This window comes from Nocardia aurantiaca (genome assembly GCF_009708175.1).
Classification (GTDB): domain Bacteria; phylum Actinomycetota; class Actinomycetes; order Mycobacteriales; family Mycobacteriaceae; genus Nocardia; species Nocardia aurantiaca.
On the sequence record NZ_WMBB01000002.1, the window covers coordinates 321,680 to 346,785 of the forward strand.

At 66.1% G+C, this 25,106-nt stretch carries 22 protein-coding genes and 1 tRNA gene; 11 read left to right on the top strand and 12 right to left on the bottom strand.

Translation table 11 applies throughout. The annotated features are described in order from the left end of the window. Window positions 1-458 precede the first annotated feature (458 nt). The 4 genes from GLP40_RS04780 to GLP40_RS04795 form a co-directional block, all read right to left on the bottom strand. Window positions 459-1,196 (bottom strand): IPT/TIG domain-containing protein, encoded by a 738-nt coding sequence (locus GLP40_RS04780; protein WP_154786584.1) that lies wholly within the window; start codon window positions 1,194-1,196, stop codon window positions 459-461. Between the two features lie 353 nt (window positions 1,197-1,549). Beyond that, a complete protein-coding gene (locus GLP40_RS04785) occupies window positions 1,550-1,774 on the bottom strand; it encodes a hypothetical protein (RefSeq protein WP_154786585.1) in 225 nt (74 codons plus the stop codon). 353 nt (window positions 1,775-2,127) lie between these two features. Further along, window positions 2,128-3,432 (bottom strand): cytochrome P450, encoded by a 1,305-nt coding sequence (locus tag GLP40_RS04790; RefSeq protein WP_154786586.1) that lies wholly within the window; start codon window positions 3,430-3,432, stop codon window positions 2,128-2,130. Window positions 3,433-3,815: 383 nt separating this feature from the next. Continuing rightward, window positions 3,816-4,058, bottom strand: coding sequence for an MbtH family protein (locus GLP40_RS04795; RefSeq protein WP_154786587.1), 243 nt, complete (start codon window positions 4,056-4,058; stop codon window positions 3,816-3,818). 588 nt (window positions 4,059-4,646) lie between these two features. On the opposite strand from GLP40_RS04795, the gene GLP40_RS04800 reads away from it, so the two are divergent. Together GLP40_RS04800 and GLP40_RS04805 are read left to right on the top strand one after the other, a co-directional pair. After that, entirely contained in the window at window positions 4,647-6,377 is a 1,731-nt protein-coding gene (locus GLP40_RS04800) for a cutinase family protein (RefSeq protein ID WP_230329284.1), read from the top strand. Window positions 6,378-7,048: 671 nt separating this feature from the next. Continuing rightward, window positions 7,049-7,837 (top strand): FkbM family methyltransferase, encoded by a 789-nt coding sequence (locus tag GLP40_RS04805; protein WP_154786589.1) that lies wholly within the window; start codon window positions 7,049-7,051, stop codon window positions 7,835-7,837. A gap of 120 nt (window positions 7,838-7,957) precedes the next feature. Here GLP40_RS04805 and GLP40_RS04810 read toward each other — a convergent pair whose 3' ends face one another. The 4 genes from GLP40_RS04810 to GLP40_RS04825 all read right to left on the bottom strand — a co-directional run bounded on the left by GLP40_RS04810 (window position 7,958) and on the right by GLP40_RS04825 (window position 11,194). Beyond that, the gene (locus GLP40_RS04810) at window positions 7,958-8,671 is read right to left on the bottom strand and encodes a maleylpyruvate isomerase family mycothiol-dependent enzyme (RefSeq protein ID WP_328289694.1); all 714 of its coding nucleotides are present in this window, start codon (window positions 8,669-8,671) and stop codon (window positions 7,958-7,960) included. Between the two features lie 27 nt (window positions 8,672-8,698). Beyond that, window positions 8,699-9,460 (bottom strand): DUF998 domain-containing protein, encoded by a 762-nt coding sequence (locus GLP40_RS04815; protein WP_154786590.1) that lies wholly within the window; start codon window positions 9,458-9,460, stop codon window positions 8,699-8,701. A 122-nt stretch (window positions 9,461-9,582) separates the two neighbouring features. Then, on the bottom strand, window positions 9,583-10,005 hold the full coding sequence (locus GLP40_RS04820; protein WP_154786591.1) for a very short patch repair endonuclease: 423 nt from the start codon (window positions 10,003-10,005) through the stop codon (window positions 9,583-9,585). Window positions 10,006-10,051: 46 nt separating this feature from the next. Then, a complete protein-coding gene (locus tag GLP40_RS04825) occupies window positions 10,052-11,194 on the bottom strand; it encodes a DNA cytosine methyltransferase (RefSeq protein WP_154786847.1) in 1,143 nt (380 codons plus the stop codon). Between the two features lie 274 nt (window positions 11,195-11,468). Here GLP40_RS04825 and GLP40_RS04830 point away from each other — a divergent pair, with 274 nt between their 5' ends. Then, on the top strand, window positions 11,469-12,071 hold the full coding sequence (locus tag GLP40_RS04830; RefSeq protein ID WP_328289695.1) for a putative glycolipid-binding domain-containing protein: 603 nt from the start codon (window positions 11,469-11,471) through the stop codon (window positions 12,069-12,071). Here GLP40_RS04830 and GLP40_RS04835 read toward each other — a convergent pair. After that, on the bottom strand, window positions 12,068-13,018 hold the full coding sequence (locus tag GLP40_RS04835) for a prephenate dehydrogenase (RefSeq protein ID WP_154786592.1): 951 nt from the start codon (window positions 13,016-13,018) through the stop codon (window positions 12,068-12,070). The two genes, GLP40_RS04830 and GLP40_RS04835, sit on opposite strands and share 4 nt — an antisense overlap. Window positions 13,019-13,076: 58 nt before the next feature. Between GLP40_RS04835 and GLP40_RS04840 the strand changes: the two genes are divergently transcribed. The 3 genes from GLP40_RS04840 to GLP40_RS04850 all read left to right on the top strand — a co-directional run bounded on the left by GLP40_RS04840 (window position 13,077) and on the right by GLP40_RS04850 (window position 14,225). Continuing rightward, window positions 13,077-13,616: a tRNA adenosine deaminase-associated protein gene (locus tag GLP40_RS04840; RefSeq protein WP_154786593.1), complete on the top strand. Its 540-nt coding sequence runs from the start codon at window positions 13,077-13,079 to the stop codon at window positions 13,614-13,616. Window positions 13,617-13,642: 26 nt separating this feature from the next. After that, complete coding sequence (locus GLP40_RS04845) at window positions 13,643-14,080, top strand: nucleoside deaminase (RefSeq protein ID WP_154786849.1); 438 nt, start codon at window positions 13,643-13,645, stop codon at window positions 14,078-14,080. A gap of 54 nt (window positions 14,081-14,134) precedes the next feature. Beyond that, window positions 14,135-14,225: transfer RNA gene (locus GLP40_RS04850), tRNA-Ser, on the top strand. Window positions 14,226-14,286: 61 nt separating this feature from the next. On the opposite strand, the gene GLP40_RS04855 is transcribed toward GLP40_RS04850, so the two are convergent. The 3 genes from GLP40_RS04855 to GLP40_RS04865 all read right to left on the bottom strand — a co-directional run bounded on the left by GLP40_RS04855 (window position 14,287) and on the right by GLP40_RS04865 (window position 18,477). Then, on the bottom strand, window positions 14,287-15,234 hold the full coding sequence (locus tag GLP40_RS04855) for a glycoside hydrolase family 5 protein (RefSeq protein WP_154786594.1): 948 nt from the start codon (window positions 15,232-15,234) through the stop codon (window positions 14,287-14,289). Further along, the gene (locus tag GLP40_RS04860) at window positions 15,221-15,814 is read right to left on the bottom strand and encodes a PadR family transcriptional regulator (protein ID WP_154786595.1); all 594 of its coding nucleotides are present in this window, start codon (window positions 15,812-15,814) and stop codon (window positions 15,221-15,223) included. Before GLP40_RS04860 ends, GLP40_RS04855 begins: the two co-directional genes overlap by 14 nt. A 335-nt stretch (window positions 15,815-16,149) precedes the next feature. After that, entirely contained in the window at window positions 16,150-18,477 is a 2,328-nt protein-coding gene (locus tag GLP40_RS04865; RefSeq protein ID WP_328289696.1) for an MMPL family transporter, read from the bottom strand. Window positions 18,478-18,750: 273 nt separating this feature from the next. Here GLP40_RS04865 and GLP40_RS04870 point away from each other — a divergent pair, with 273 nt between their 5' ends. The 5 genes from GLP40_RS04870 (at window position 18,751) to tgt (ending at window position 25,065) form a co-directional block, all read left to right on the top strand. Next, the gene (locus tag GLP40_RS04870) at window positions 18,751-19,284 is read left to right on the top strand and encodes a TetR/AcrR family transcriptional regulator (protein WP_230329238.1); all 534 of its coding nucleotides are present in this window, start codon (window positions 18,751-18,753) and stop codon (window positions 19,282-19,284) included. Window positions 19,285-19,319: 35 nt separating this feature from the next. Then, window positions 19,320-19,856, top strand: coding sequence for an RrF2 family transcriptional regulator (locus GLP40_RS04875; RefSeq protein WP_328289697.1), 537 nt, complete (start codon window positions 19,320-19,322; stop codon window positions 19,854-19,856). Window positions 19,857-19,921: 65 nt separating this feature from the next. After that, complete coding sequence (locus GLP40_RS04880) at window positions 19,922-21,655, top strand: ABC transporter ATP-binding protein (protein ID WP_154786598.1); 1,734 nt, start codon at window positions 19,922-19,924, stop codon at window positions 21,653-21,655. Window positions 21,656-21,725: 70 nt separating this feature from the next. Then, complete coding sequence (locus GLP40_RS04885; RefSeq protein WP_154786599.1) at window positions 21,726-23,693, top strand: ABC transporter ATP-binding protein; 1,968 nt, start codon at window positions 21,726-21,728, stop codon at window positions 23,691-23,693. 121 nt (window positions 23,694-23,814) lie between these two features. Next, window positions 23,815-25,065 (top strand): tRNA guanosine(34) transglycosylase Tgt, encoded by a 1,251-nt coding sequence (tgt, locus tag GLP40_RS04890; RefSeq protein ID WP_328289698.1) that lies wholly within the window; start codon window positions 23,815-23,817, stop codon window positions 25,063-25,065. Window positions 25,066-25,106 lie beyond the last annotated feature (41 nt).

Consider the following 25,106-nt stretch of genomic DNA (forward strand, 5'->3'; position numbering starts at 1 on the left):
CCGAGCGGGCCCCGTTGACGTTCGATTGCCTCGCACACAATATGGCTGCGTATGTACTGGCCGGCGTGCCGCTGCAGGTCGCGGTCGGCGCCGAGTCCCCGGCAAACGCTACCGGCGCATCATCGAACGCCGCGGCAAGCTCGAGGCCCTTGTCGCGGTGGCCCGTTCGATCCTGGTCATCATCTGGAACCTGCTGACCAACCCCGGCACCCGGTTCCACGACCTAGGACCCGGCTACCACGTCACCCCCGCGAACACCGAACGCCGAGCCCTCAACCATATCGCCCAGCTCACCGCCACGGGCTACCACGCCACCCCATCATGCAGCCTCACCGCGGGCTTTGGGGCGAGAGGGCCGACCCGGCGAACCAGGTCGGCCCCTTCAGAATCACGCATACCGCCAGCTTCCCTGGGTAGTGTGCACCTACCTCAGGGCGCGGAGCGGTTAAGTGGCCGCCTTAGGTGTATTGGAAAACGTTCGTGGCAAGACCGCCTCCGGTCGCGACAACGACCTGCACCGCAATGGGTGGCGCAAGCGACGTCGCCGGCGTGGTGGCCGTGATTTGTGTCGGGGAATTCACCGTGAATGAGGTTGCCGGAAGGTTATCGAAATACACTCCGACAACGCCGATGAACCCGGTGCCGGTGAGGGTGACCACTGTACCTCCTGCCGCCGGTCCCGAGGGCGGGTTGACCCCAGTCAGTGTCGGAACCGGCGAATAGGTGTACAAAATTCCGTTGCTCGTGCCTCCCGTATCGGTCACAGTGACCTGCACCCCGCTCGTCCCCGGGGGAGCCTTCACAACAATCTGCGTGGGGGTAACGCTGACGATCGTGGCGGTCGCCGCACCGAATTTGACTGTACTCGTAGCTGTGAAGCCAGTGCCGGTCAATGTAACCTGGGTGCCACCGGCCGCCGGTCCGGAAGTTGGGTTGATCGAGGTCAACGCGGGAGCGCCGTAGGTGTAGGGAACTCCGTTGCTCGGGCCGTTCACGGTCGTGACGATGACCAGCACCGTACCCGTCCCGGCGGGAGCGGTCGCAGTAATCTGCGTCGGGGAATTCACTGTGGCATATGTGGTGTAGCCACCGAACGACACTGACGCCGGGCCGATGAAATCTGTACCGGTGATAATTACACTGTTACCCCCGGAAGTCGGCCCCGCGGTCGGCGATAAGCTCGTGATTGTAGGCATGGCATTGCCTCCTATATTGGTTATTCTTCTATGCCGGGATATGCTCTGCCTGATGGCAGCCCGGCTACACCATTAACGCTCTGAAACCATCACTGGGGCAATGCATTTCGAGTCCGCTTTTGTCCGCTTTCGGAAGCGCTGCCGGTTGTGCCCTTGCCGGACAAAGGCGGACCGGCTCGCGCGACACCGCTGATCCGCATCCGCAGCGGCGCGCGATGAGTTGATGGAAAACACACGATCACAACGACGTTCGACCTGAGTCGGCTCACGTTTCGGCGATGGATCGTGGCGGAACCCTGTGAACTGGCGGTTCCCGGCTCAACCCGCTGTTCTCACGCACTGACGTCGTCGGTTCAGCGGCCGGGGAAGGCGGCCTGGTCGCCGGCGCGATGCTCACGGAGCTGTTCACCAACCGGGTCGCGGCCCGGCCGGACGTGGTCGCGGTGACCGATGGTGCGGCGCAGCCGACCTATTCGGAGCTGAACCGCCGGGCCGGCCGCTCGGCTGACCGAGCACGCTGTGCGGCTGGAATCGCTGGTGGCCGTGGCATTGTCGCGGTCGGTCATAGAAAGGTTCATGAACGAATGCTGATCATCTTCCGACTGCCTGCACAACACCTCCGAAATGGGTTGTTGCAACGGAAATGCGGGCATAGCGTTCGATCTGATCTCGGTCCCTTCTTGCCGGCCTGGCGGCCGGCGGGAAGGGACCGGCTGATGTCGGAGACGCTCGTAGGTTGACAACCGGGTGGTTTCAGGTGACCGCCCGCCTTACAGCGCTAGTTCAGTCAATGACACTGTGCGGCGGTGCATTTGGTCACGATCATCCGAACGGCCGCCGTACTTTCGATTCTGCCGAAGGTCAGGGGCCCCCGCCGTGCGTCGGCGGCGAACCCTGTTGCGGCCCGCGAACAGCACGGCGCAGTCGCGGATCAGCCGATGGACTGGCGGCTGCGGACGCGCGGACCGGTGTGCACGGGAAGGCGCTCGTAACCGTGCAAAGTGAACAGCGGCCGCCGGGTGGGCGGATCAGTCAATCGCAGGTCCGGAAACATCTCGAACAGTGCGCGCAGGGCATGCGCTGCTTCCATACGGGCCAGACCGGCACCCACACACACGTGGATGCCGTTGCTGAAGGACAGATGGTTTTTGGCGTTGTCCCGGGTGATGTCGAAACGTGCCGGATCGGTGAACACGGCGGGGTCACGGTTCGCGCCGGCCAGCGACAGCACCACGGTCGACCCCTTGCGCAGCCGAACACCGCCGATCTCGAGCGCGGTACGGGTGGTGCGAATGGTGGTCAGCACCGGCGGATCGATCCGGAGAATCTCCTCCACCGCATTGGGCCAGAGTTGTGGCTCGGCGCGCAACCGGTTCAGCTGATCGGGGTGGCCCAGCAACCAGACGATGCCCTTGCCGATCAGGTTCACCGTGGTCTCGAAGCCCGCGGCCATCAGCAGGGTTGCCGACGCGCACAGTTCGTAGGTGTTCAGATCGCCGGCCGTGACCAGGCTGCTGAGGATGTCGTCGCCGGGTTCGGCGCGCAGGCGCTCGATGTGCTCGATGAGATACCGGTGCACCCCCTCCGAGGATTCCATCGCCCGCTGGTGTGTCCGCCAGGAGATCCCGAGGTCGAACAGGGGGCTGATGTCGTCGCCCCAGCGCAGGAACATCTCGCGGTCGGAGTCCGGGAAGCCGAGCATCTCGGAGATGATCGCTATGGGCACCTGCGCCGCGTATCGCGCCACCAGATCGGTGGGCCCATCGTCGGGCAGCGCCGTGAGCAGCTCCTCGGTAACGGTCTCGATCCGGTCGCGCAGCCGGCCGATGGCACGACGGGTGAAGGCCGCGGCGACCGGTTTGCGCATCCGGGTGTGCTCGGGCAGGTCGATCACCAGCATCGACGGCGGATCGGCCGGGTTCGGTGGGACGGGCCGGCGCTCCAGCGCGCGCCGCACGGGCCGCGGCACACCGATCACGGTCGGCACACCGACACCGAAACGGTTGTCGCGCAGTATCTCCCGGACCACATCGTGATCGAAGGTGATCCACACCGGAAGCACCCGGTGCAACCCGCCCTGCCCGCGCATCTCCTCGATCAGAGCGTACGGATTCTCGATGCCCTCCGAGCTGCCGTTCAACCGTGCGAACAGGTCATCACGACGAAGCGATGCCTTTTTGAACAGGCGAATCACCCCGTGACTGTTGACCCACCGATACACGTACTGGGGTTTCATCGAGCTCCTCCATGGTCGAAGCTTCGCACCCGGCTGCGGCGCAGCCCGAATCCTCGTCCGAGGCAGCCGATGGGGCCTCGGCGCCGCGCCAGTCACGCCCGGAAGGCGCGGGTGTGTTCAGGTTCGCGGCGAGCGTCGGGCAGGATGCCGCCGCGTTGCGGTCCGGTGCGCCGAACGCCGAGTTTCGGCCATGGCCCTGCGATGCCGAAGCTGCGGTCGGCGGGCGGATACGGCCGGTGGCTGCGATGCGGTGACATGCTCGACAGCTGGAACCAATTGCTGCCGTGCGCCGTTCGGGTTTCCTTGTTGACCTGATGGGCCGAGTCCAGAAGCAGCGGTTACAACCGGAAATTCTCGTACGCACGCGCTAGTTCGATCTCAGGTCAAACGTCGCTGACCTGAGCTGTTGCGGCAGCGGCGGATATCGACTGTCTCAGGGTTTTCGGACGCATGTCGGTCCAGTTCGTCTCGATGTATTCCACGCAGGCTTTTCGGCTGTCCTCGCCGAACGCTCGATGCCACCCGTTCGGGATATCGGCAAAGCTTGGCCACAGGCAATACTGTTCTTCGTCGTTGATCAGAACGGAGAACCGGCCGTCTTCGTCGTCGAATGGGTTCGTGCTCATTTCACCTCGCTATATAATGGCATTGTATGCGGATGTATGATGTCCGCCCTGCGCTGTAGAAGTTCGGATAAAGTCAACTGGATCTGCCGAAGTTCCGAACAACTGCAGCATTGATTGCGTCGTGTACGAAGCAGGACAGTCATCCCCGGTGTGTACATGCCCTGTACGCACCCGGAATGACTAGATCAATACCATCATGTTCTCCGTCCGTGCGAGTCGACATCCCCGCAGATCATGCCTGCGAACCGCACAGTATTCGGCACCGTGCGGCGCACGGATGGGAACCGGCCGGAAATCTATCCACCATGGACCAGGGCGTCAAGCACTGCCGAATAGCTGGCGTGTCATGGGGCTTGTTCGTGTCAAAACGGGCAAAATGTGAACATTGGTCATAGGGTGCGCGTTATGGGGACAGCCACGACGGGAATGGCCCCATCCGCGACTACTGTAGCTTCGAACTGCACATAGTGTTCCCCGTGGACCGCAGGTTCCTTCTGGAGGATTCGTCCATTGGTACCCCAAACGCAGGCGTGGTCGACGAGCGCGAGGTTGTCAGTGGCCGCCACGCTCGTATTCATTACCTCCACCATGGCGGCGGGGTCGGCGGCGGGTGAGCCTGCAGATGGCCCTTCCTTGGATTTGCGCTCGTGTCCGAGCCTGTTTCTTCTTGGGGTACAGGGAACCAGTGACTCATCGCCCGACGCGCCCGTTTCCGTCGATGCTGGCGCATTGTCGGCGGTCTTCGTACCGGTAGTGTCCGCCGTCGGCCAGACGGTAGTGAACCGTGCATATGTTCCTTACCAGGCATCTTTCGGTGGATTCATGCCCGGTAGCCGGGCGCCATACGCGGAGTCCATGACCGGTGGTCTATCCCACCTTCGGTCAATGGCCAGCGAAGTTGTCTACCGTTGCCCGAATACAGAACTCGGGTTGGTCGGGTATTCGCAAGGTGCACATGTTGTTTCGATATTCGCACGCGAGGTCGGCGCTGGAGACGGCCCGGTGCCTGCGGATAGGGTAGCGGGGGTGGCGTTGTTCGGGGATCCGACTCGTAGCCCAGCCGCGCCGCTATTTCCAGGGGATCCAGACAAGGACCACCCTGACCCGGCCCCCGGCACTGTCGGGACAGAAGTGGCTGCGCTGCCGAAGTTTTCGCTTCCAACGCCGTCTGGTGGAGGTATCGGGCCGGTGCGAGACATCGCCGCGGACTTCGGGCGCCTCACCGGGCGGGTTGCCTCGGTGTGCCTGCCCGATGACCTCGCTTGCGACGCACCTACCAGGTCTCCGCTGCTGCATATGATCGTGACCATAGTCGGCCAGATTGAATTCACACCGGACAACCCTGTCGCGACGCTATCGTCTATCTACCGTGCAATCCAGGCGACAATTGTGAAAACTCTGGCGGCAGTGGTGAAGGAGGACCTACACGGCTACTCGCTCGGGACGCTGTCGTTGACCCCGGAAAAGCCTCTCAGCATCCGCCTCGCCGAAGCGGCCGATCTGCGGGTTCCGGCAGATCCACAGTCTCGCGAGGCGCTCCTGAAGCTTGCCACCGCTGCGTTCAACACACTTCTTGCGATCACCGGGACCATGCTGTCCAGCTCCGAATACGCCGACATCGCCAGCATCGCGACGCTCAACCCCCTTGCAGCTATCGCCCGGCTGGACGCAGCGATCAGGTCCGCGTCGACCCGCGGGCAGGTACAGCAAGATGTGCTCCGCCTGCTGATACAGATCTTTGATGCTCTCGGACAGATCGGTGCCGACAACGCGGAACTGCTCGACCCGCAAACCTGGCTTCGCTTCGCTGACACCGCTCGCCGCCACGTCGCATATACCCACGCCGACGGCAGCGGCCGCCCCAGTACCGCAGTGCTCAGCGACTGGTTCACCGCACTGGCTCGTGACTTGGCTACTCGCAACCTCCCCTCACGCAGCGGTGAGGCCGGGCCGGCCCCAGCCCAAGGTCCGGCAGGAACCAAGCAGGTGCCACCTACGAACCCGTCGATCACGCCCTCGGTCATCACATCCGCACCACAAGCCGGCATCACCGCGAACGCGGCGCCACCGATCAAGGCCAACTCCGCCGATGCTCTTCGCTGGATCGACCGTGTGTCGTGTCGAGTAGCGGTGTTGGTCCTGCTCGGCCTCGCCGTGGCCCTGGTGGTGGGCCGACGTGTTTCCAATCTTCGCCGCGCGAACCGCTCGCCTGCTCGCAACCGTGCCGTCCTCGGGGAAACGGCAGAGGGCGTGGATCGGACGTGTTCGACACGACTGCAAGCCCGTGGCGTCGACGAGAATGATGTTGACGACGGCTGAGTTCTACTGATCCGGCGCAACGGTTCTCGGCGACGCCTGAGTTCGAACCCCGCGTGGGCACCATGCGCTCTCGAATGTCCCGGCATCACAAGCCTTCCAGGTCTCAAGTCTTACTTGATGGCGGTTTGTCCGAAGAGCCCATGGCGGCCGCGCCTCTTGTGGGCCTATCTGATGGAGCGTCGAAACTCTTCGGATACAGGCTCTCTGGCGAATTGAGCGCGATAGCGCTCGGCGGTGGTGGCAAGTGAATCGGCCACGGTAGGTCCGAAATGCCCAACGCTGAAACGCCGCTGGGAAGTGTGTAGGAGAGCGCCCTCTGCGGCTACACTCATCGACGCTGCCGAACATGCCTCTGCTAATTGACGTAGAAACGCCGCTTCGTTGTCGACCACGTTGCCGTGCAGGTGATCTCGAGTATCAGCAGGAACCAGGTTCGCCATGCTTCGACGTCGCCGAGCGTGAGCGAGAGAAGAAGCGAAGTGACCTCAGCTGGAAACTGTTCGTGTTCGATGGAAAGACAGTATGGATCCACTGTTTATGTCCACGAGTAGCGCCTTTGTCTCAGGCCACAACCGGCCACCGACATGGTCGTCGGCGCGCAAGCCTGCCCAGAGCTGAGCAACCCGGACGCTCTGGCCGTCGTCGGCCCCGACTGAAAGGTTCACCAACGTATGATGCCCACCTTCCAGCCGTTGAGACTCGACGATGACAGGATGGTGACTTGCACGAGTCCGGCCGAGGCGCGGATGCTATGGCGCGAGACGATGGCGACCAACGGCTTCTATCGACACGCCGCCGCCCACCTGCGGCCCGGAGAGATCGTCCTGGATATCGGCGCGAACATCGGACTCACCGCGATGATGTTCAGCGGAGCCTGTCCCGGAATTCGGGTCATCGCCGCCGAGCCCGTACCGACGATTTTCCACTGTCTGCAGCGCAATATGGCCGTTCATGTGCCTCAGGGGGTGCCGCTGCAGGTTGCGGTCGGCGCGGCGCCCGGGATCATGCCATTCACCTGGTACCCAAGGGCGTCGGCCAATTCCGGTCTGTATGCCGACCGCGAAGAAGACGACGAGACGACCAGGATCTTTCTGCGCAACAGCGGGCTGGATGATGAATCGATCGGATACATCACTGCCGGCCTGCACGACGGTCAGCAGATCGACGTGGAGGTCACCACGGTATCGGCGCTATTGGCCGAGCACGCCCGCGACGCCGAGGTCGGATTGCTCAAAGTGGATGTGGAGCGCGCGGAATTGGACGTATTGCGCGGCATTACCGAAATGGACTGGCCTCGTATTCGCGCGGTCGTGGCCGAGGTTCACGACACCGATGGCCGACTGGCTCAATTCTGCGAGTTGTTGAGCAGACACGGATTATCCCCGCGCAGCAGGCAAGACCCGTCCTTGGCCGGAACCGAACTGCATGAGGTCTACGCTGTCCGGCGGCCGGCCAACTGACCCGATCCGACTGGAAGGGGACTTTCGGAACAGCGGCGCATCTCAGCCTTGGCCCGACTGGCCGAACCTGATGGTTCGGCCAGGAAGGATGAACGGTCCCGAACCGCCTCGTCCCCCGGATTACTTCCAGGCGGCGAGGTCGGGGAGATTGCCGGTGAGGTGGTGGCCGGGGGAGCGGCCGATGAGCCAGGCGGCCAGGTCGGTGGCGGGGCCGGTGACAGTGGTGGTCGGGGTGCCGACCGTGCCGGTGTAGCCGGTGTCGGTGGCGGTCACCGTGAAGCCGGTGCCGTCCACGGGCCGGACCTCGCTGATGGATTGGGTCAGCAGGCGGGTGGTGAAGTCCTCGGACCAGTCGGCCGGGGTGTAGCCGACGGCGAGATCCACGTGGTGGATTTCCACCTCGAGCAGGCGCATCCAGGGGATGCGGGTGGCGGGGATTTCGCCGCCCTGGCGGTTGCGGACGAGGGTGGGCCAGCGGTCGGCGGGCATGGCCCGGGCCAGGGCCAGCCAGCGTTCGGCGGAGGCGGTGAGGTCCTCGAGCTGTTCGCGCAGGGGGCGGGGCGCGCCGGCCTCGATATCGGCCTCGCGGAGGAATTGGCTTGCGTACTGCGGGGTTTCGATGCCGGTACGGGCCCACAGCAGCAGGTTGACCAGGCTGTCGGCATTGCGGGACAGGTGGGCGAGCACGTGGCCGCGGGTCCAGCCTGGCAGCAGCGAGGGCTCCACCAGATCGGCGTCGCTCAGGGCGGCGACCGCGGGGATCAGGCGATCGGTCGCGGCGGCGACGGTGTCGAGCAGGGCGGCGGTGTCGGCGAGGTGCGCATCGCTGGTCACCAGACCGACCCTACCCAGTCGGGTCGGTCAGTGGCCGGATGAAGTCCCGGTGCGCCGGTGCCGGCCCGGTGTTCCGGAATCCCGTTCGGCCACAACGATTTGCACCGCCAGCGCCACCAGCCACAATGACATGGCCCCCACCTGGATGCGCTGCGCGATGCCGAGACCGTAGTTGCCGGGCAGATTATCGGCGATCAGCATCCACGCGGTGACTGCGGAACCGATGATCAGAATCCACAATCCGGTGTGCCGCAGGATCGGCCAGCGCCGGTATTTGAACGCGGCCACGGTGAACGCGATCATCGCGATATAGATGGAGAACACCGCCAGCGTGCTGGTCAGTGCGTGGATCTGGTGCAGCTGTGGGAACAGCCCCGTGTCCACATAGCGCTTGGGCCTGTTCGGATCCTCGGGCACGATGGGCCACTGCGCGTCCGCGATGGTGGCCGCGCCGAAGCAGGTCAGCGCCACCCATCCGATGGTGGAGTAGAGCCGCCGCGAGAACAGCAGCAGCCCGCCAAGTCCCGCCACCACCAGCAGGGAGCCGGAAACGGTGTCGCCGGTGCTGAACACCCACCGGAATGGCGCGCCCTTCTCGGCCAGTTGGCTCAGGAAGGTATTGGTCGGGTTGCTGTTGATGGGCAGGATGAATTCCAGGACCCAGGAGGAGTAGCCTAGTCCGGCGACCGCGATCAAGATCGCGATGAACCAGCGCAGCGCCCGTCGCCATCGCGGCTGCCGGATCTTCTCCTTCGGAGCCGCCTCGACTGGTATCTGCTCGGTTTGCATCACCGCGCTCGCTTTCGCTGGCCTCGCTTACTCGTACTGCCCTGCCCGCAGTTTCTGATCTGTCCGGACTCGTCGGCTGATCCGGTCGTAGGTCCATTGTCTCGCACTGGGAAACATGGTCGTCACATGCTGCGCGTCAACGCCCGCATCACCAGGTCGGCAGCCGATTCCGTGCCCTCGTGTTCCCACACTCGCACCACGGTCCAGCCCGCCGCCGCCAGCCGGGCGTCGGTGTCGCGGTCGCGCGCCACATTTCCCGCCAGCTTGGCGGCCCACCACTCGGCATTGTTCTTCGGGTACGTCGCATGCTCCGGACAGCTGTGCCAGAAGCACCCGTCCACGTACACCGCCACCTTGCGCCGAGGAAAGACGAGGTCGGCCCGCCGCCGCAGGCCCGGCAATGGAGCCCGGTCCACGAAGAAGCGCTTCCCGCGCCGATGCAATTCCCGCCGCAGCGCCAGCTCCGGCGTCGTCCCCACCCGCCGTTGCTTGGCCATGCGCGCGCTGGTCGCCGCGTCGGTGCCCGGTCGCCGCGCATCCGCCATCAGGCCATCCTTATCGCGGCCCGCTGGGCCGGCAAGGTCGGCTGTGTCACGCGGCCTCGCGCGGCGCGCCACCCATGCGCTCCAGATGATTCTCGACATCGTCGAGGAAGCCCTCGGGGAAACGCAGGGAGCCCATCCGGGTGCGACGCAGGAATCCGGCGGTCGCCCGCGCGGACAGCAGCCGGGATTCGTCGAGGAACCAGCGCAGATCCTCATACGGCGCGTGAACGGGCCAGGTGGACACCGGAACCCGGTGCACCTGCCCGCGATGGCCCCAGGCCGCCGTCGGCCAGCTGCGGCGGGTCAGCGGTTCGCCGTCCGGAACCGGATCGTCGGACGGGTTGGTGACGCGCTCGGCGATCCAGGACGCCATGCGCACGCTCACCGCATTGCCGACCAGCTTCCAGCGATGCCCCTGCCGCACGCCCGGCACGGTCAAAGCCGGTGTGGTCCAATCCGGGTCGAAGCCCTGCAGCCGCTCGCCGTCGGTGATGCCGGGCGTCACCAGCTCACCCGAGGGCAGCCGGACCGCGGGCGGGCTCGCGATGCCAAGGGCCGAGCCTCCTTTCAGCGTTGGCACGGCATTCACCGCCCAGCCCAGGCCGCGGGTGCCCTCGGTCCAGTAGAAGCCGCACGGATCGTGCGCCGCATCGCCAACATCGCGCGGGCCCGCGTCCACCCCGAACAGGATCGGCCGCGGATCCTCGGTGCGGGAGGCCAGCATCAATACCCGCTCGCGTCGCTGCGGCAGCCCGAAGGCGCGCGCGTCCACCACCCGGTAGGCCCAGGTGTAGCCGAGTTCGGTGAGCGCGGTGGTGATGTGCCGCATGGCCGCGCCGCCACCGAGCTGCAGCATGAACGGCACATTCTCGATGAGCAGCCAGCGCGGTCCTCTCTTGCGCTTGACCAGCCGGAACACCTCGTCTACCAAACCCGAACGGGCCCCGGTGATTCCGGCCGTCCGCCCGGCCTGCGACAGGTCCTGGCACGGGAAACCGGCCGCGACGAGCTCGGTCCCGGCGGGCAGCCCGCGCAGCTTGGTGACGTCCGAATGCAGTGGCACGTCCGGGAAGTGGGCGGCCAGCACCGCCTGCGCCCCCGAGTCGATCTCGCACAGCAGTTCACTGCGCCACCCGTGCGTCGCGAGCCCGAGCTCCAGCCCGCCGATGCCGGCGAACAGGCCGACCATCCGCGCGCCCGTCACAACAGTCCCTTTCACCCCGAAGTCCCCGTGCCCAGAGCAGGGTACTCGAGTCCGCGCACCCCCACGGTGACCAGCACCCGCCACATGCCTTGTCTCAGAGCTCCTCGCTATCACCGGCGCAATTGATCAGCGGTCATTGGCGTGCGCGAACGCCGAGAACCGGCCCGCACCATTGCATGTTGATCACGATGTCCCGCGGGTGGGGTGATTACGGCCGGGGAGCGCTGGTGCGGGGACACCGGCAACTACGGTTATAGGCGTGACGGATAACGGGAGTGAGGACGCCAAGCCGGCGACGCCGCGGTGGCCGGCCATACTCACCTGGCGCGCGCACAATGGGTCGCGGATGGAGTCGGTGCGGGTGGTGCTGAGCGGCAATCGGATTCGCGCAGCCGGCCGCATCGTCGCCGGCGACTGTGAGGACCACCCCGCCTTCAGCGCGTCCTATGACCTGGTCACCGACGAATCCGGGGTCACCAAGCGGCTGTCGTTGCGCAGCACCCTCGCCACCGGCGAACGCCATGCCTCCATCGCCCGTGACGAGGAGAACTACTGGCTCATCGACGCCGGAGCCACTCACGTGCGCTCCACTTTCGGCGGGGCGCTGGACGTGGACGTGGTGCTGAGCCCGCTCTTCAACACCCTCCCCATCCGCCGCTACGGGATGGCCCATGCCAGCGAGGACGTGCAGGTGCCGGTCGTCTACGTCCGTCTCCCCGATCTCCTGGTGCAGGAAGCCAGCCTCACCTACAGCAGCGGCGCCGACGGCATCCACGTGCTCTCACCCGTCTCCAGCGCGACCGTCACCGTCGACGAGGACGGCTTCCTGCTGGACTATCCAGGCCTGGCCGAGCGGATCTAATCCAGCGAAGTGAGGACGCCGCCGGAGCGCCCGGCGTCGATCAGCTTGGTGAGCCAGTTGTGGTCGCCGGGGCGGACATCGGTGATGACCCAGCGCTCGTTGTCCTCGTAGTCGATGCGGGCGTCGTGGCCCGCCTCGGTGAGCTCGGTGATGGTGCCGTTGGCGCGCAGGCTGTCCCGGGCCTGGGTGAGGACCTCGAGGGTGTCGTCGAGGACGTCCAGCAGTGCGGCGGCGTTCGGTTCGCAGATGGCGCGAACCAGATCGGGGGCGGTGGCGGCGACGCGGGTGCCGTCGCGGAAGGATCCCGCCGCCAGGCCGAGGGCGAGCGGGCCGCCATTGGAACCCTCGATGGCCAGGGCCTCGGCGAGAATGTGGGGCAGGTGCGAGATGCGGGCGACCGCGCGGTCGTGTTCCACCGCGAGTACCGGCACCACTACCGCGCCGCAGTCCAGCGCGAGGCGCGCGACACGCCGGAAGTGGTCGGCGTGTACGCCCGGATCGACGCTGACCGCCCAGGCCGCGTTCTTGAACAGGTCGGGACCGGATGCGGCCCAACCGGATTCGCTGGTGCCGGCCATGGGATGGCCCCCGACATAGCGGGCTCCCAGTTCGTGGCGCTGCACGGCCTCCGCCACCGGAGCCTTCACGCTCACCACATCGGTGAGCACACAGTCGGGGGCGAAGGTCCTCACATCGGACAGGACGGTGTCGATGGCGGGCATGGGCACGCCGATCACGACCAGCGCGTCGCGCTCCTCGGCCCGGGTGAGTACCGCCTCCACATCGCTGATCACGTCGTAGCCGTCCATGCGCGCGGCCTTCGCGCCGACCTCGGAGCGGTTGTAGCCGAACGCCTCATAGCCGGCGGCGGCGGCGGCGCGCAGCACCGAACCGCCGATCAAACCGGTACCCAGGACGCAGACAGCTGGTTTCGGAGTGCCCGTCATCCGACCAGATTCGCATACGACTTCAACATTTCCCCCGAAGCGGACTACCGTTGCGGCCATGGCAGCACAGCGCTCGAGCACGAACAGGGCGGCGTCGGACGAGTACGACGACGTGGATGGGTTCGCAGTGGCGGTTGTCCGCGAGGAAGCGAACTGGAAGGTGACGCCATTGAGCGAGGCGTCGCTGTCCAGTCTGACCGCGGCCGAACACGAGTTGCGTGCGCTGCGAAGTTCCGGCGCGGTGTTCGGCCTGCTCGACGTCGACGACGAATTCTTCATCATCCTGCGCCCGGGCCCCACCGGCAGCCGCATCCTACTGTCGGACGCCACGGCCGCCATCGACTACGACATCGCGGCCGATGTGCTGGAGGAACTCAATATCGAGATTCCCGACATCGACCCGGACGAACTCGACGACGTCGAGCCGTGGGAGGAGGGCGACCTGGCCGTCCTCACCGATCTCGGCCTGCCCGAACCGGTGCTGGCGGTCATCCTCGCTGAGACCGACCTCTACCCGGATGAGCAGCTCGGCATGATCGCCCAGCGCCTCGGCTTCGCCACCGAGTTCTCCGCGGTCCTGGACAAGCTCCCGCGTTGATCGGCTCGCTCGCCTCGGATGAGGCGATGATGCGGGTCGCCCTCGCCGCGGCAGCCGCCGCCGACCCGCGCGACGTCCCCGTCGGCGCGGTCGTCTTCGACGCCGAGGGCCGGGAGCTGGCCCGGGCCGCCAACGCCCGTGAGGCCCTGGGCGATCCGACCGCGCACGCCGAAGTGCTGGCCCTGCGCGCGGCCGCCCAGGTCATGGGCGACGGCTGGCGCCTCGAAGGCGCAACCCTGGCCGTCACCCTCGAACCGTGCACCATGTGCGCGGGCGCCCTCGTCCTCTCCCGCATCGGCCGCCTGGTCTTCGGCGCCTGGGAACCCAAGACCGGCGCGGTCGGCTCGCTCTGGGACGTAGTCCGTGACCGACGTCTCAATCACCGCCCCGAAGTCCGAGCCGGCGTCCTCGAACCCGAATGCGCCGCTCTCCTCGCCGATTTCTTCGACACCCACCGCCCCTAGCCCTCTCTCCAGGCGATTTCGGAATCACCGGGGTCCTCGGGTAAAGTCACCAGCGGTGGCGTGTCCGAGCGGCCTAAGGAGCACGCCTCGAAAGCGTGTGAGGGGTAACCCCCCTCCGAGGGTTCAAATCCCTCCGCCACCGCCAAAGCCCCTGATCTGCGAAAGCAGATCGGGGGCTACTTTTTTGGATCGGGAAACGCTCCGAATCAGTCCATCAATGCGCGCAGCAGTGGCCGATTCCAGCTCTGGGACTCGAGGTCGTAGAGGGCGAAGGTGGGAGCGAAAGACCAGCAGCCCCAGGAGAATCCGTGCTCCTCGGCCTGGCGCCGGTTGAACTCGGTCCACCGGGCCCGGCTCGCGGTGTCGGCATTGGTGCTGGTGCCGAACTCGCCGACGAAGACCGGGCGGTGGTCGGTCGCGGCCCAGGCGGCCAGGCTGGCGTAGCCCGCGGCCAATTCGCCGCGCTGCTGGTCGGTTCCGGTCCAGGTGGCGCCGAGCCACGAGCGCGGATCGCCGAACGGGGTGTCGGCGCCCAGCCATTCCTCGCCCTGCATGGTGAAGATGATCGGCCAGTACTGATGGACGGTGAGGATCAGGTTGGCGTCGTCGGGCAGCGACAGCCGCGGCAGCATGCGGATGTTGTTGTAGGCGCCGGGGCCGAAGACGACGGCGCGTTCGGCATCGGTCGCGCGGATCACGGCCAGTAGTTCTCGCAGGGTGTCGTTCCACAGTGGGTCGAGGGCGTCGCGCGGTTCGGTGAACGGCTCCAGCACCACCGAAAGCGGGCGGTCGGCGAAGGCGGTCGCGATCTGGTCGGTGATGCGCAGCAGGCGGGGCAGGTGCTGCGCCGGGGCCGCGATCAAGTCCGGGTCGAGGAAATTGGTGAGCACCACCGCCAGGCCGCGCTCGGTCGCCAAGTCCAGATAGGTGTGGACGCGATCCACAATGTGTGGCGCGATCCGGAAGTCGGGCGCGCCGCCGCAGTGCGCCGCCCAGTACACGCCCAGCCGGACCGCCGAGAACCCCGCCTGCCGGCAGAGGTCGAATTCGTGTGCGGTCAGATCGATGGTGTAACCGGACTCCAGTGGTGACCCGAGGTTCGGGCATACATTGATGGTGCGAGCCAGCAGCCGGTTGATGTCATGAACGGTCATCGGGGTACTCCTCGTCGGCGAGCGGCCAGGTCAACGTGCCCTGGCGGAGGTCGGTCGCGAAGGCGAGCAGCCAATCGCGCTCGGCGCGGCGCAGTGCCTGGGCGTAGGTGTGATCGACGAGGAAGACCGGCGCGACGTCCGGCGCGGCCACCAGCCCGGCCTCGACCTCCTCGATGGTGGCGTCGATGCGTTCGGCCCGGCGCGAGACCAGTTCCGCCACTTCGCTTCTGGGCAGCGCGAACATGAACGACAGCGCCGCGGCGAAGGCGGGCGGGTCGTGCGCGGGATCGCTGAGCAGCTCCCGCAGCCAGGTCTTCAGCGCGGTGATCCCGTCCCGGGTGATGCGGTAGACCGTGCGCTCCGGACGGTTGCCGGCGCGCGCCGGGTCGTCCTGCTCGACCAGTCCGGCCGCCGTCAGCCGGGGCACCAGGTCGTACAGCGTCGCGTGCTTGAGCCCGAGGGTGCGGTCGAGTCCGCGCTCGCGCAGCAGGGCGCGCATCTCGTACGGGTGTCGGGGACTTTCCGCCAGCAGGCCCAGCACGGCCAGGGTCGGTGGTCTGAACAGCGGCCTCGGCGGCATGCCGACTCCTATAGTCGAACTCGATTGGTCGAACTCGACTATATCATTCCTGCTTATTCCGAACGAGAATTTGGTCAAGGGTCGCGGTCAGGATTGCTTACGGTGCAGAACTTTCCGCGCGCGCCGACCGTTGGGAGGAACCGATGTCGTACCCGCACAGCCAGTCCGGTCACCGGCGCACAACCCCTACCCGGTATCCGCGCCCCGAACGGCGTCCGAAGGGCTGGCCGGCGACTGGGGGAACCGGGTCCCCGGAAAACGCTGAAACGTACTGCGGGACAAAAGCACTCGGCCCCCACCTGGAATCGGGTGGGGGCCGGGCGTAATAGAGGGCGTCAGCCGACCGTGGCGGGCTGCTTGTCCTCGACCGGCGCGGAGGCCTGCTTCAGCTCGGCGAGCTTGGTGCCTTCCACGTCGATGTCGGGGAGGACGCGGTCCAGCCACTTCGGGATCCACCAGGCCCACGGGCCGAGCAGGGCCAGCAGGGACGGGATCAGAACCATGCGGACGATGAAGGCGTCGAAGAAGACGCCCGCCGCCATGGCGAAGCCCATGGACTTGGCCACCACGTTGTCGTCCAGCATGAAGGCGCTGAACACGGAGATCATGATGATGGCGGCGGAGGTCACGACGCGGGCGCCGTGGTGGTAGCCGCTGATCATGGCGTGCTTGGCGGACTTGCCGTGCACATACTCCTCACGCATGCGCGTGACCAGGAAGACCTGGTAGTCCATGGCGAGACCGAAGACCAGACCGATCAGCATGATCGGCAGGAAGCTCACCAGCGGATGCGCCTCGACCAGGCCGAAGTGGCCCTCCTGGAAGATCAGCACGGTCGCGCCGAAGGTGGCCGCCATGGAGAGCAGGAAGCCCAACGCGGCGGTCAGCGGCACCAGAATGGAGCGGAACACCAGCAGCAGCAGGATGAAGGCCGCGCCGGCCACGATCGCCAGGTACGGAATGATCTTGTCCAGCAGGGCCTGCGAGACATCCGCGTAGATGGCGGTGGTGCCGGTGATGCCGTACTCCATGCCGTACCGGTCCTTGAATTCGGACTCGGCATTGCGGGCGTTCTTGACCAGGTCCTTGGTCTCCTGGTTGTTCGGCCCGGACTTGGGCACGCCCATGAACATGGCGGCCTGCTTGTCCTGACTCTGCTGAGCGAAGGTCAGGTAGTCCATGCCGGGGTAGGCGGCCAGCTTGGAGCGCAGCGCGTCGAGGGCCTCGGTGCGCTGGTCCGCCGGGGTCTTGCTGAGGTCGACCGCTACCAGCAGGGTGCCGTTCGCGCCCTCGCCGAAGCCCGCGGTCTGTAGGTCGTACGCCTTGCGGACGGTGGTGTGCGTGGGCATGGAGTCGCCGCCGGGCAGACCCAGCTGCAGATTCACCGCGGGCGCGGCCAGCAGACCCAGCAGCACCACCGAGATGCCCAGCGTCAGCGCGGGCGCCTTGCCGATGAGGCGGGCGAAGCGCATGCCGTTGGTGACCGAGTTCTCGTCCTCGGGATCGTGCTTGGCGACCAGCGGCAGCTTCGGCTTGAACAGGAAGCGGCCGAACGCGCCCATGAGCGCCGGCATCAGGGTGACGGCCACCAGCACCGCCATGGCCGCGGAGACCGCGCCGAAGATGCCCATGTAGGTGAGGAAGCTGACGCCTACGAAGCTCAGGCCCGCGAGCGCGATGATGACGGTCAGGCCCGCGAAGATAACGGCCGAACCCGCGGTGCCGACCGCGGTGCCCGCGGCCTCCTCCGGCGAATTCGACACGGCCAGTTCATGTTTGTAGCGGGAGACGATGAACATGGCGTAGTCGATGGACAGCGCCAAGCCGATCATGGAGGCCAGGATCGGGGTGAAGGTCGGCACGGTCAGGAAGTGGGTGCCGAACATGATGATGGAGATGGCGGTGCCCACGCCGACCAGCGCGGTGAGAATCGGCACGAAGGCCGCCACGATCGCACCGAACGCGATCACCATGACCACCAGCGCCACCGCGATGCCGATGAGCTCGGAGGAGCCGTTGGAGCCGCCCGGATCCTGGGCGATGGAACCGGTGACCTCGACCTGCAGCCCGGCCGCGCGAGCCTCGTCGCCGACCTGGTAGGCGGCGTCGCGGTCGGCCTGCTTGATGTCGGAGAACTTCGCGATCGTGAACTTGGTCTTGACCGTCGCCACCGAACCCGGGTTGTCCTTGTTCAGGACGTTCAGCGGCGCGCTGGAGCAGATCGCCGCGAAGTTCGGGTTGGAGCGGTCTCCGTTCAGGCAGTCGATGCCGGCCTGCTCACCGATCTTCTTGGTGAGGTCGATCGGATTCACCGGCGGCGCGGCCTTGTCCACGATGGACAGGTCGCCGAGCTTGGTCAGGAACTGCTGTAGCGCGGCCGCGTTCGCGGGATCGGTCAGCTTCTGACCCTGCGGCGCGGCGATCACATACGTGCCGCTGACGGCATTGGGATCGAACTCTTTGGACATGCCGGGGAAATGCTGGTCCAGGATCTCCGTCGCCCGCTCCGAAGGCAGGTTCGGCATGGTGAAGGAGTCCTGGAACGGCTTGGCGAGCGAACCGCCGAGGCCGCCGATGACGAGCAGCGCGGCGAGCCACGCCGTGATGACGATCCATTTCCGGCGGAAGGCGAACTTTCCCCACCGATAGAGGTATACGGACACAGGGGTTCTCCTGGGCGATGGTTTGTGCGGGCGAAACAGGGGTGCTGGTGTGCGAGCGCGTAGACAGCACTGCCGCCGGGAGCGCTACGGCTCCCCGCCTCCACGAAACTGAATCTGCCTACCGTGCGGTAGGTAGACTACCGAGCGGCAAAGCGGAGGAACAACCTCGACTCTAGGTGGCGTTGATCGCAATCCGAGCGCGGGTGAGAGGATGAGAGCATGGGTGGCCAAGCCGTGTCCGGAACAGTTATCGCAGGTAGAAGCACCAAGGACATGATCCGGGACGCCGCTCTCCAGCTGTTCTCGACCAAAGGGTTCGATCACAGCAGCCTGCGCGAGGTCGCTGATGCGGTAGGAATCACAAAAGCCTCGCTTTACTATCACTATGCCTCGAAGGTCGATCTTCTGGTAGCGATCATCGAGCCGATGTTCGATGAGGTGCGCACTCAGGTCGAGGGTCTGGATGACATCGCGCACACCCCCGAGAATGTGCGCGAGGTGATTCGTCAGCGTTTGCGCTCGATGCTGTCCAACCGGCAGGTAGGCGCGCTGTGCATGCGAGACACCGTCGCCATCGTCAACGCGCTCGGCAATCGCTATCCCGACATGATCGAATTGCACCACCGCATGTGCCGGTGGATGGCCGGGCCCGATGCCGACGATGACACCCTGCTGCGCGCCGCCGCGGCCATGCAGGTGCTCAGCACCGCCATGATGTCGCAGGAGATCGTGCCCCACACCGATACCGATCACATCGAGCAGGCGCTGCTGAATGCCGCACTCAGCGTGCTGAATCCGAAACGATAGTGTTTTTTCACCGCCGATCTGGATCAGGAGTTCTCGTGCACATCACCGCGAAGGTCGATTACGCGGTGCGCACCCTTGTGGAAATCGCGAAGGCGCAACCGGATTCGGTGAAGGCCGACGCCATTGTGGCCGCCCAGAACATTCCGCCGAAGGTGCTGGAATCGGTGGTGGCGGATCTGCGTAAGGGCGGATTGGTGATCAGCCGCCGCGGCCCCGACGGGGGCTACCGTCTGGCCCGCCCGGCCGCCGCGATCAGCATCGCGGATGTGATTCGCGCCGTGGAGGGCCCGCTGGCCTCGGTGCGCGGGCAGCGGCCCGAGGATGTCGGCTACCCGGGTGCGGCCGAACCGCTGCAGCGCGTGTGGATCGGACTGCGTGTGAACATCCGCTCGGTGCTGGAGCGGGTCAGCGTCGCCGACATCGCGCACGATCTGCTGCCGTCCTTCCTGGACGAGCTGCTGCGCGATCCGGACGCTTGGACGCGGCGTCCCCGCCCGAGCGGACCGGTCCCGGCCGCGCCCGGCGGACCCGCCGCCGTCGAGTGGCGCGATCTGGATCAGCCTGATTTCTAACCTTCCCGACCGTGCGGTAGAACGCCTCGGCGAGCGCGGGATTATGGCGGTAGCCTGCCACCATCATGTTGATCCGACTTCTACGCACCTTCCTGTGGCCGTACCGCACTCAGTTGGCGGGGGTCGTCGTGCTCCAGCTGATCTCGGTCATCGCCATGCTGTACCTGCCCACGCTGAACGCCGACATCATCGACAACGGCGTCACCAAGGGCGATATCGACTACATCTGGTCCACCGGCGGATGGATGCTGCTGGTCACGGGCATCCAGATCCTGGCCCAGGCCGTCTCGGTCTACCTGGGCGCGCAAGCGGCCATGGGCGCGGGCCGCGATATGCGCGCGGCCCTGCTGCACCGGGTGGGCACCTTCTCGGCGCGGGAGGTCGGCGTGTTCGGCGCGCCCTCGCTGATCACCCGCAATACCAATGACGTCGGCCAGGTTCAGCTGCTCGTGCTGATGAGCACCACCATCCTGGTGATGGCGCCGATCATGTGCATCGGCGGTATCTTCATGGCGCTGCGCGAGAACCTGCAGCTGTCGTGGCTGCTGCTGATCGCGGTGCCGGCGCTGGGCCTGTCCATGGCCCTCATCATCAGCCGCATGGTGCCGGGCTTCCGGCGCATGCAGGAGCGCATCGACGCGGTGAACCGCGTGCTGCGCGAGCAGATCACCGGCATTCGCGTGGTGCGGGCCTTCGTGCGGGAGCGGCAGGAGACCTGGCGCTTCGGTGTCGCCAATACCGAGTTGACCGAGCAGTCGCTCTATGTCGGCAAGTACATGGCCCTCATGTTCCCGACGGTCATGCTCATCTCGAACGTGACCACGGTCGGCGTCATCTGGTTCGGCGGCCACGCCATCGACAACGGGGACATGCAGATCGGCTCGCTCACCGCGATGCTGGCCTACATCATGCAGATCCTCATGGCGGTCATGATGGCATCCTTCCTGGCCATGATGGCCCCGCGCGCCGCGGTATCGGCCGAGCGCATCAGCGGCGTGCTCGACACCGAATCGTCGGTGTCGGAGCCGCGACTGCCGCAGCCGTTCAAGAGCGATCCGGGCACGGTGGATCTGGCCTTCGCGGAGTTCAAGTTCCCGGGCGCCGAGAAGCCGGTGCTGCGGGCCATCCGCTTCGAGGCCAGGCCGGGCACCACCACCGCCATCGTGGGCGCCACCGGTGCGGGAAAGACCACGCTGATCAACCTGATCCCGCGGCTCATCGATGTCACCGACGGCGCGGTGTACGTGGGCGGGACCGACGTCCGGCACCTGCGACTGGAGACCTTGCGCTCGGAGATCGGCCTCGTGCCGCAGAAGGCGTACCTGTTCTCGGGCACCGTGGCCTCCAACTTGCGCTACGGCAAACCGGACGCCACCGACGAGGAGCTCTGGCACGCGCTCGAGATCGCGCAGGCCGCCGATTTCGTGCGCGAGATGCCGCAGGGCCTGGAAACGCCTGTGGCACAGGGCGGTACGACCGTTTCCGGCGGCCAGCGCCAGCGGCTGGCCATTGCCCGCGCGCTGGTGCGCAAGCCGCGCGTCTACCTGTTCGACGACTGCTTCTCCGCCCTCGACGTCGCCACCGACATGCGGGTGCGGGAGGCCTTGAGGCCGGAGACCGCGAACGCGTCGGTCATTATTGTGGCGCAACGGATCTCGACCATTCGGGACGCCGATCAGATAGTGGTGCTCGAGGACGGCGCGATGGCCGGCATCGGCACCCACGACCAACTACTGCAGGACTGCCCCGAGTACCGCGAGATCGTGGAATCGCAGTTCAGCGTCGAGGAGGCGCGGTGAGACACCATCGCGAAGCGCTCACCGCGCAGACGGGGTGCGGGATCTCCCGCATGGCACAGGTGGAGGTGCGATGAGGCCCGGAGCCGTCAATCCCGGTGCGCCGGATGCCAAAGCGAAGTCCTTCGGCCCTTCGCTGAAGCGCGTCCTGCGCATGCTCGCGCCCGACCGGTTCTATCTGGTTGTCGTCTTCCTGCTGGCCGTCGCGTCGGTGGTGCTCAATACGCTGGGCCCGCAGATCCTCGGCAAGGCCACCAACCTCATCTTCGACGGTGTGGTCGGCAAGCAGCTGCCCGCGGGACAGAGCAAGGACGAACTGGTCGAGGGGTTGCGCCAGAGCGGCAACACCACCTTCGCCGACATGCTGGCCAGTATGAACGTGATTCCCGGTACGGGAATCGATTTCACCGCGGTGGGCCATGTGCTGGCCTGGGTGCTCGCCCTCTACATCGGCTCCTCGGTATTCGGCTGGCTGCAGGCGCAGCTGCTGATCATCGTGATCAACCGGACCGTCAAGCGGCTGCGCGCGCAGATCGAGGAGAAGATCCACCGCCTGCCGCTGCGTTACTTCGACTCCATGCCGCGCGGCGATGTGCTCTCCCGCGTCACCAATGACGTCGACAATGTGGCGCAGACGCTGCAGCAGACCATGTCCCAGCTGATCATCAATGTGCTGTCGGTGATCGGCATCCTGATCATGATGTTCTGGATCTCATGGCTGCTGGCCCTGATCGCGCTGCTCACCGTGCCGCTGGCGGTCGTCGTCACCGCGCAGATCGCCAAGCGTTCCAAGCCGTACTTCGTGGATCAGTGGAAGTACACCGGCGCGGTCAACGCGCAGGTCGAAGAGGCCTTCACCGGCCACGAGGTGGTCAGCGCCTTCGGCCGGGTACGCGAGGTCGGCGAGAAGTTCGACGAGACCAACGAGCAGCTGTACAACTCCTCGTTCAAGTCGCAGTTCATCTCCGGGCTGATCATGCCCGCCATCATGTTCCTGGGGAACCTGAACTACGTGCTCATCGCCGTGGTCGGCGGCCTGCGGGTGGCGTCGGGCAATCTGTCGCTGGGTGAGGTGCAGGCCTTCATCCAGTACTCCCGCGGGTTCACCCAGCCGCTGACCCAGATCGGCTCGATGATGAACATGTTGCAGTCGGGTGTGGCCTCGGCGGAACGCATCTTCGAGATCCTGGATGCCGATGAGCAGTCGGCGGATCCGGACCCGGAGGATCCGCGGCCGGTGGATCGTGGCCGGGTGGCGTTCGAGGACGTGTCCTTCCGCTACGAGCCGGACGTCCCGGTCATCGAGAACCTGTCGCTGGTGGCCGAACCCGGGCACGTGGTGGCCATCGTCGGGCCGACCGGTGCGGGCAAGACCACCCTCGTCAACTTGCTCATGCGGTTCTACGAGGTGGATTCCGGCGCCATCACCATCGACGACGTCGACATCACCCGCATCACCCGCGACCATCTGCGCTCGCGTATGGGCATGGTGCTGCAGGACACCTGGCTGTTCGGCGGCACCATCCGGGAGAACATCGCCTACGGCAATCCCACCGCCTCCGAGGAGGAGATCCTCGAGGCCGCCCGTGCCGCCTACGTGGACCGGTTCGTGCACGCGCTGCCGCACGGCTACGACACCGTCATCGACGAGGAGGGCTGCGGCGTCAGCGCCGGTGAGAAGCAGCTCATCACCATTGCCCGCGCGTTCCTGGCCAAGCCGTCCATTCTCATCCTGGACGAGGCCACCAGCTCGGTCGACACCCGCACCGAGCTGCTGGTGCAGCACGCCATGGCGGCGCTGCGCCGGGACCGCACGAGTTTCGTGATCGCGCACCGGCTTTCGACGATCCGCGATGCCGACACCATTGTGGTGATGGAGAAGGGCACGATCGTCGAGCAGGGCACGCACGAGCGGCTGCTGGCCGACCAGGGCGCGTACTCCCGGCTCTACAACGCACAGTTCGCCGCGGCCATCACCGACGGCGAGGCCGACCATGCGGACGATCTGGAACCGGACGCGGTAGTGCTCAGCAAGAGCTGACCCGCCGCTCGCGCCGGCCCGGCCCGTTTCCGGGGTCCGGTCCATCGCCTGCCGAATCCGGCCCGGCCCGCACCCGATGGTGCGGGCCGGGCCACTTTTCGCGGAGTGAGAAGATGGCTCGGTGTCCGCTGCTTCCGAGTTCTCGTTCAAGGTCGGTACCCGCCTCGAGGGGCGGCACGGTCGGACGGGCATCATCAGCACTCCGCACGGCGATATCGCCACGCCGGCGTTCATCCCGGTCGGAACGAAGGCGACGGTCAAGGCGGTGCTGCCGGAGACCATGAAGGAGATGGGCTCGCAGGCATTGCTCGCGAACGCCTATCACCTCTATCTACAGCCCGGTCCCGACATCGTGGACGAGGCCGGGGGCGTGGCCGCCTTCATGAACTGGCACGGCCCGACCTTCACCGACTCCGGCGGCTTCCAGGTCATGTCGCTGGGCGTGGGTTTCAAGAAGGTACTGGCCATGGAGGCCGTCGGCGTGCGGAGCGATGATGTGATCGCCGAGGGCAAGCAGCGACTGGCGCACGTCGACGACGACGGCGTCACCTTCCGCTCGCACCTGGACGGCTCCACGCACCGGTTCACCCCCGAGGTGTCCATGGGTATCCAGCATCAGCTGGGCGCGGACGTCATGATGGCCTTCGACGAGCTCACCACGCTCATGAATACCCGTGGCTACCAGGAGGAATCGCTCGAGCGCACGCGGCTGTGGGCCGAGCGCTGCCTGGACGAGCACGAGCGGCTCACCGCCGCCCGCCCGCATCGGCCGTATCAGGCGCTGTTCGGCGTCATCCAGGGCGCGCAGTACGAGGACCTGCGCCGCAAGGCATGTCGCGATCTGGAGAACCTGCGCGGCGGGGCCGGCACCGGATTCGACGGGTACGGCATCGGCGGCGCGCTGGAGAAGCGCAATCTCGGCACCATTGTCGGCTGGTGCTGTGACGAGTTGCCCGAGGGCAAGCCGCGGCACCTGCTCGGCATCAGTGAGCCGGAGGACATCTTCACGGCGGTGGAGAACGGCGCCGACACCTTCGACTGCGTGAATCCCTCACGCGTGGCCCGCAACGCGGCGCTGTACACCGACGAGGGGCGATTCAATATCAATACGGCTCGGTTCAAGCGGGATTTCACGCCCATCGACGAGACCTGCGACTGCTATACCTGCGTCAACTACACCCGCGCCTACATCCATCACCTGTTCAAGGCGAAGGAAATGCTGGCGGCGACGTTGTGCACCATCCACAACGAGCGCTTCACCGTGCGCCTGGTGGATCGCGTACGCGAGAGCATCGACGGCGGCTACTTCGACGAGTACCGCACCGAGTTCCTGGGCCGCTGGCGCGGCCGCATCAAAGCCCCTGGGCTGTAAGGGAATTCGACACGACCGCGCCGCGATGTCGCAGGCTGTGG

Excerpts from the sequence above, each read along its gene's own strand:
- GLP40_RS04835 (WP_154786592.1), bottom strand. The coding sequence starts at position 13,018 with ATGACGGGCACTCCGAAACCAGCTGTCTGCGTCCTGGGTACCGGTTTG.
- GLP40_RS04815 (WP_154786590.1), bottom strand. The coding sequence starts at position 9,460 with ATGCAAACCGAGCAGATACCAGTCGAGGCGGCTCCGAAGGAGAAGATC.
- GLP40_RS04800 (WP_230329284.1), top strand. The coding sequence starts at position 4,647 with ATGGCGGCGGGGTCGGCGGCGGGTGAGCCTGCAGATGGCCCTTCCTTG.
- GLP40_RS04840 (WP_154786593.1), top strand. The coding sequence starts at position 13,077 with ATGGCAGCACAGCGCTCGAGCACGAACAGGGCGGCGTCGGACGAGTAC.
- GLP40_RS04845 (WP_154786849.1), top strand. The coding sequence starts at position 13,643 with ATGATGCGGGTCGCCCTCGCCGCGGCAGCCGCCGCCGACCCGCGCGAC.
- GLP40_RS04785 (WP_154786585.1), bottom strand. The coding sequence starts at position 1,774 with ATGAACCTTTCTATGACCGACCGCGACAATGCCACGGCCACCAGCGAT.
- GLP40_RS04880 (WP_154786598.1), top strand. The coding sequence starts at position 19,922 with ATGTTGATCCGACTTCTACGCACCTTCCTGTGGCCGTACCGCACTCAG.
- GLP40_RS04825 (WP_154786847.1), bottom strand. The coding sequence starts at position 11,194 with ATGGTCGGCCTGTTCGCCGGCATCGGCGGGCTGGAGCTCGGGCTCGCG.
- GLP40_RS04855 (WP_154786594.1), bottom strand. The coding sequence starts at position 15,234 with ATGACCGTTCATGACATCAACCGGCTGCTGGCTCGCACCATCAATGTA.
- GLP40_RS04820 (WP_154786591.1), bottom strand. The coding sequence starts at position 10,005 with ATGGCGGATGCGCGGCGACCGGGCACCGACGCGGCGACCAGCGCGCGC.
- GLP40_RS04805 (WP_154786589.1), top strand. The coding sequence starts at position 7,049 with ATGATGCCCACCTTCCAGCCGTTGAGACTCGACGATGACAGGATGGTG.
- GLP40_RS04885 (WP_154786599.1), top strand. The coding sequence starts at position 21,726 with ATGAGGCCCGGAGCCGTCAATCCCGGTGCGCCGGATGCCAAAGCGAAG.
- GLP40_RS04795 (WP_154786587.1), bottom strand. The coding sequence starts at position 4,058 with ATGAGCACGAACCCATTCGACGACGAAGACGGCCGGTTCTCCGTTCTG.
- GLP40_RS04790 (WP_154786586.1), bottom strand. The coding sequence starts at position 3,432 with ATGAAACCCCAGTACGTGTATCGGTGGGTCAACAGTCACGGGGTGATT.
- GLP40_RS04860 (WP_154786595.1), bottom strand. The coding sequence starts at position 15,814 with ATGCCGCCGAGGCCGCTGTTCAGACCACCGACCCTGGCCGTGCTGGGC.
- GLP40_RS04870 (WP_230329238.1), top strand. The coding sequence starts at position 18,751 with ATGATCCGGGACGCCGCTCTCCAGCTGTTCTCGACCAAAGGGTTCGAT.
- GLP40_RS04780 (WP_154786584.1), bottom strand. The coding sequence starts at position 1,196 with ATGCCTACAATCACGAGCTTATCGCCGACCGCGGGGCCGACTTCCGGG.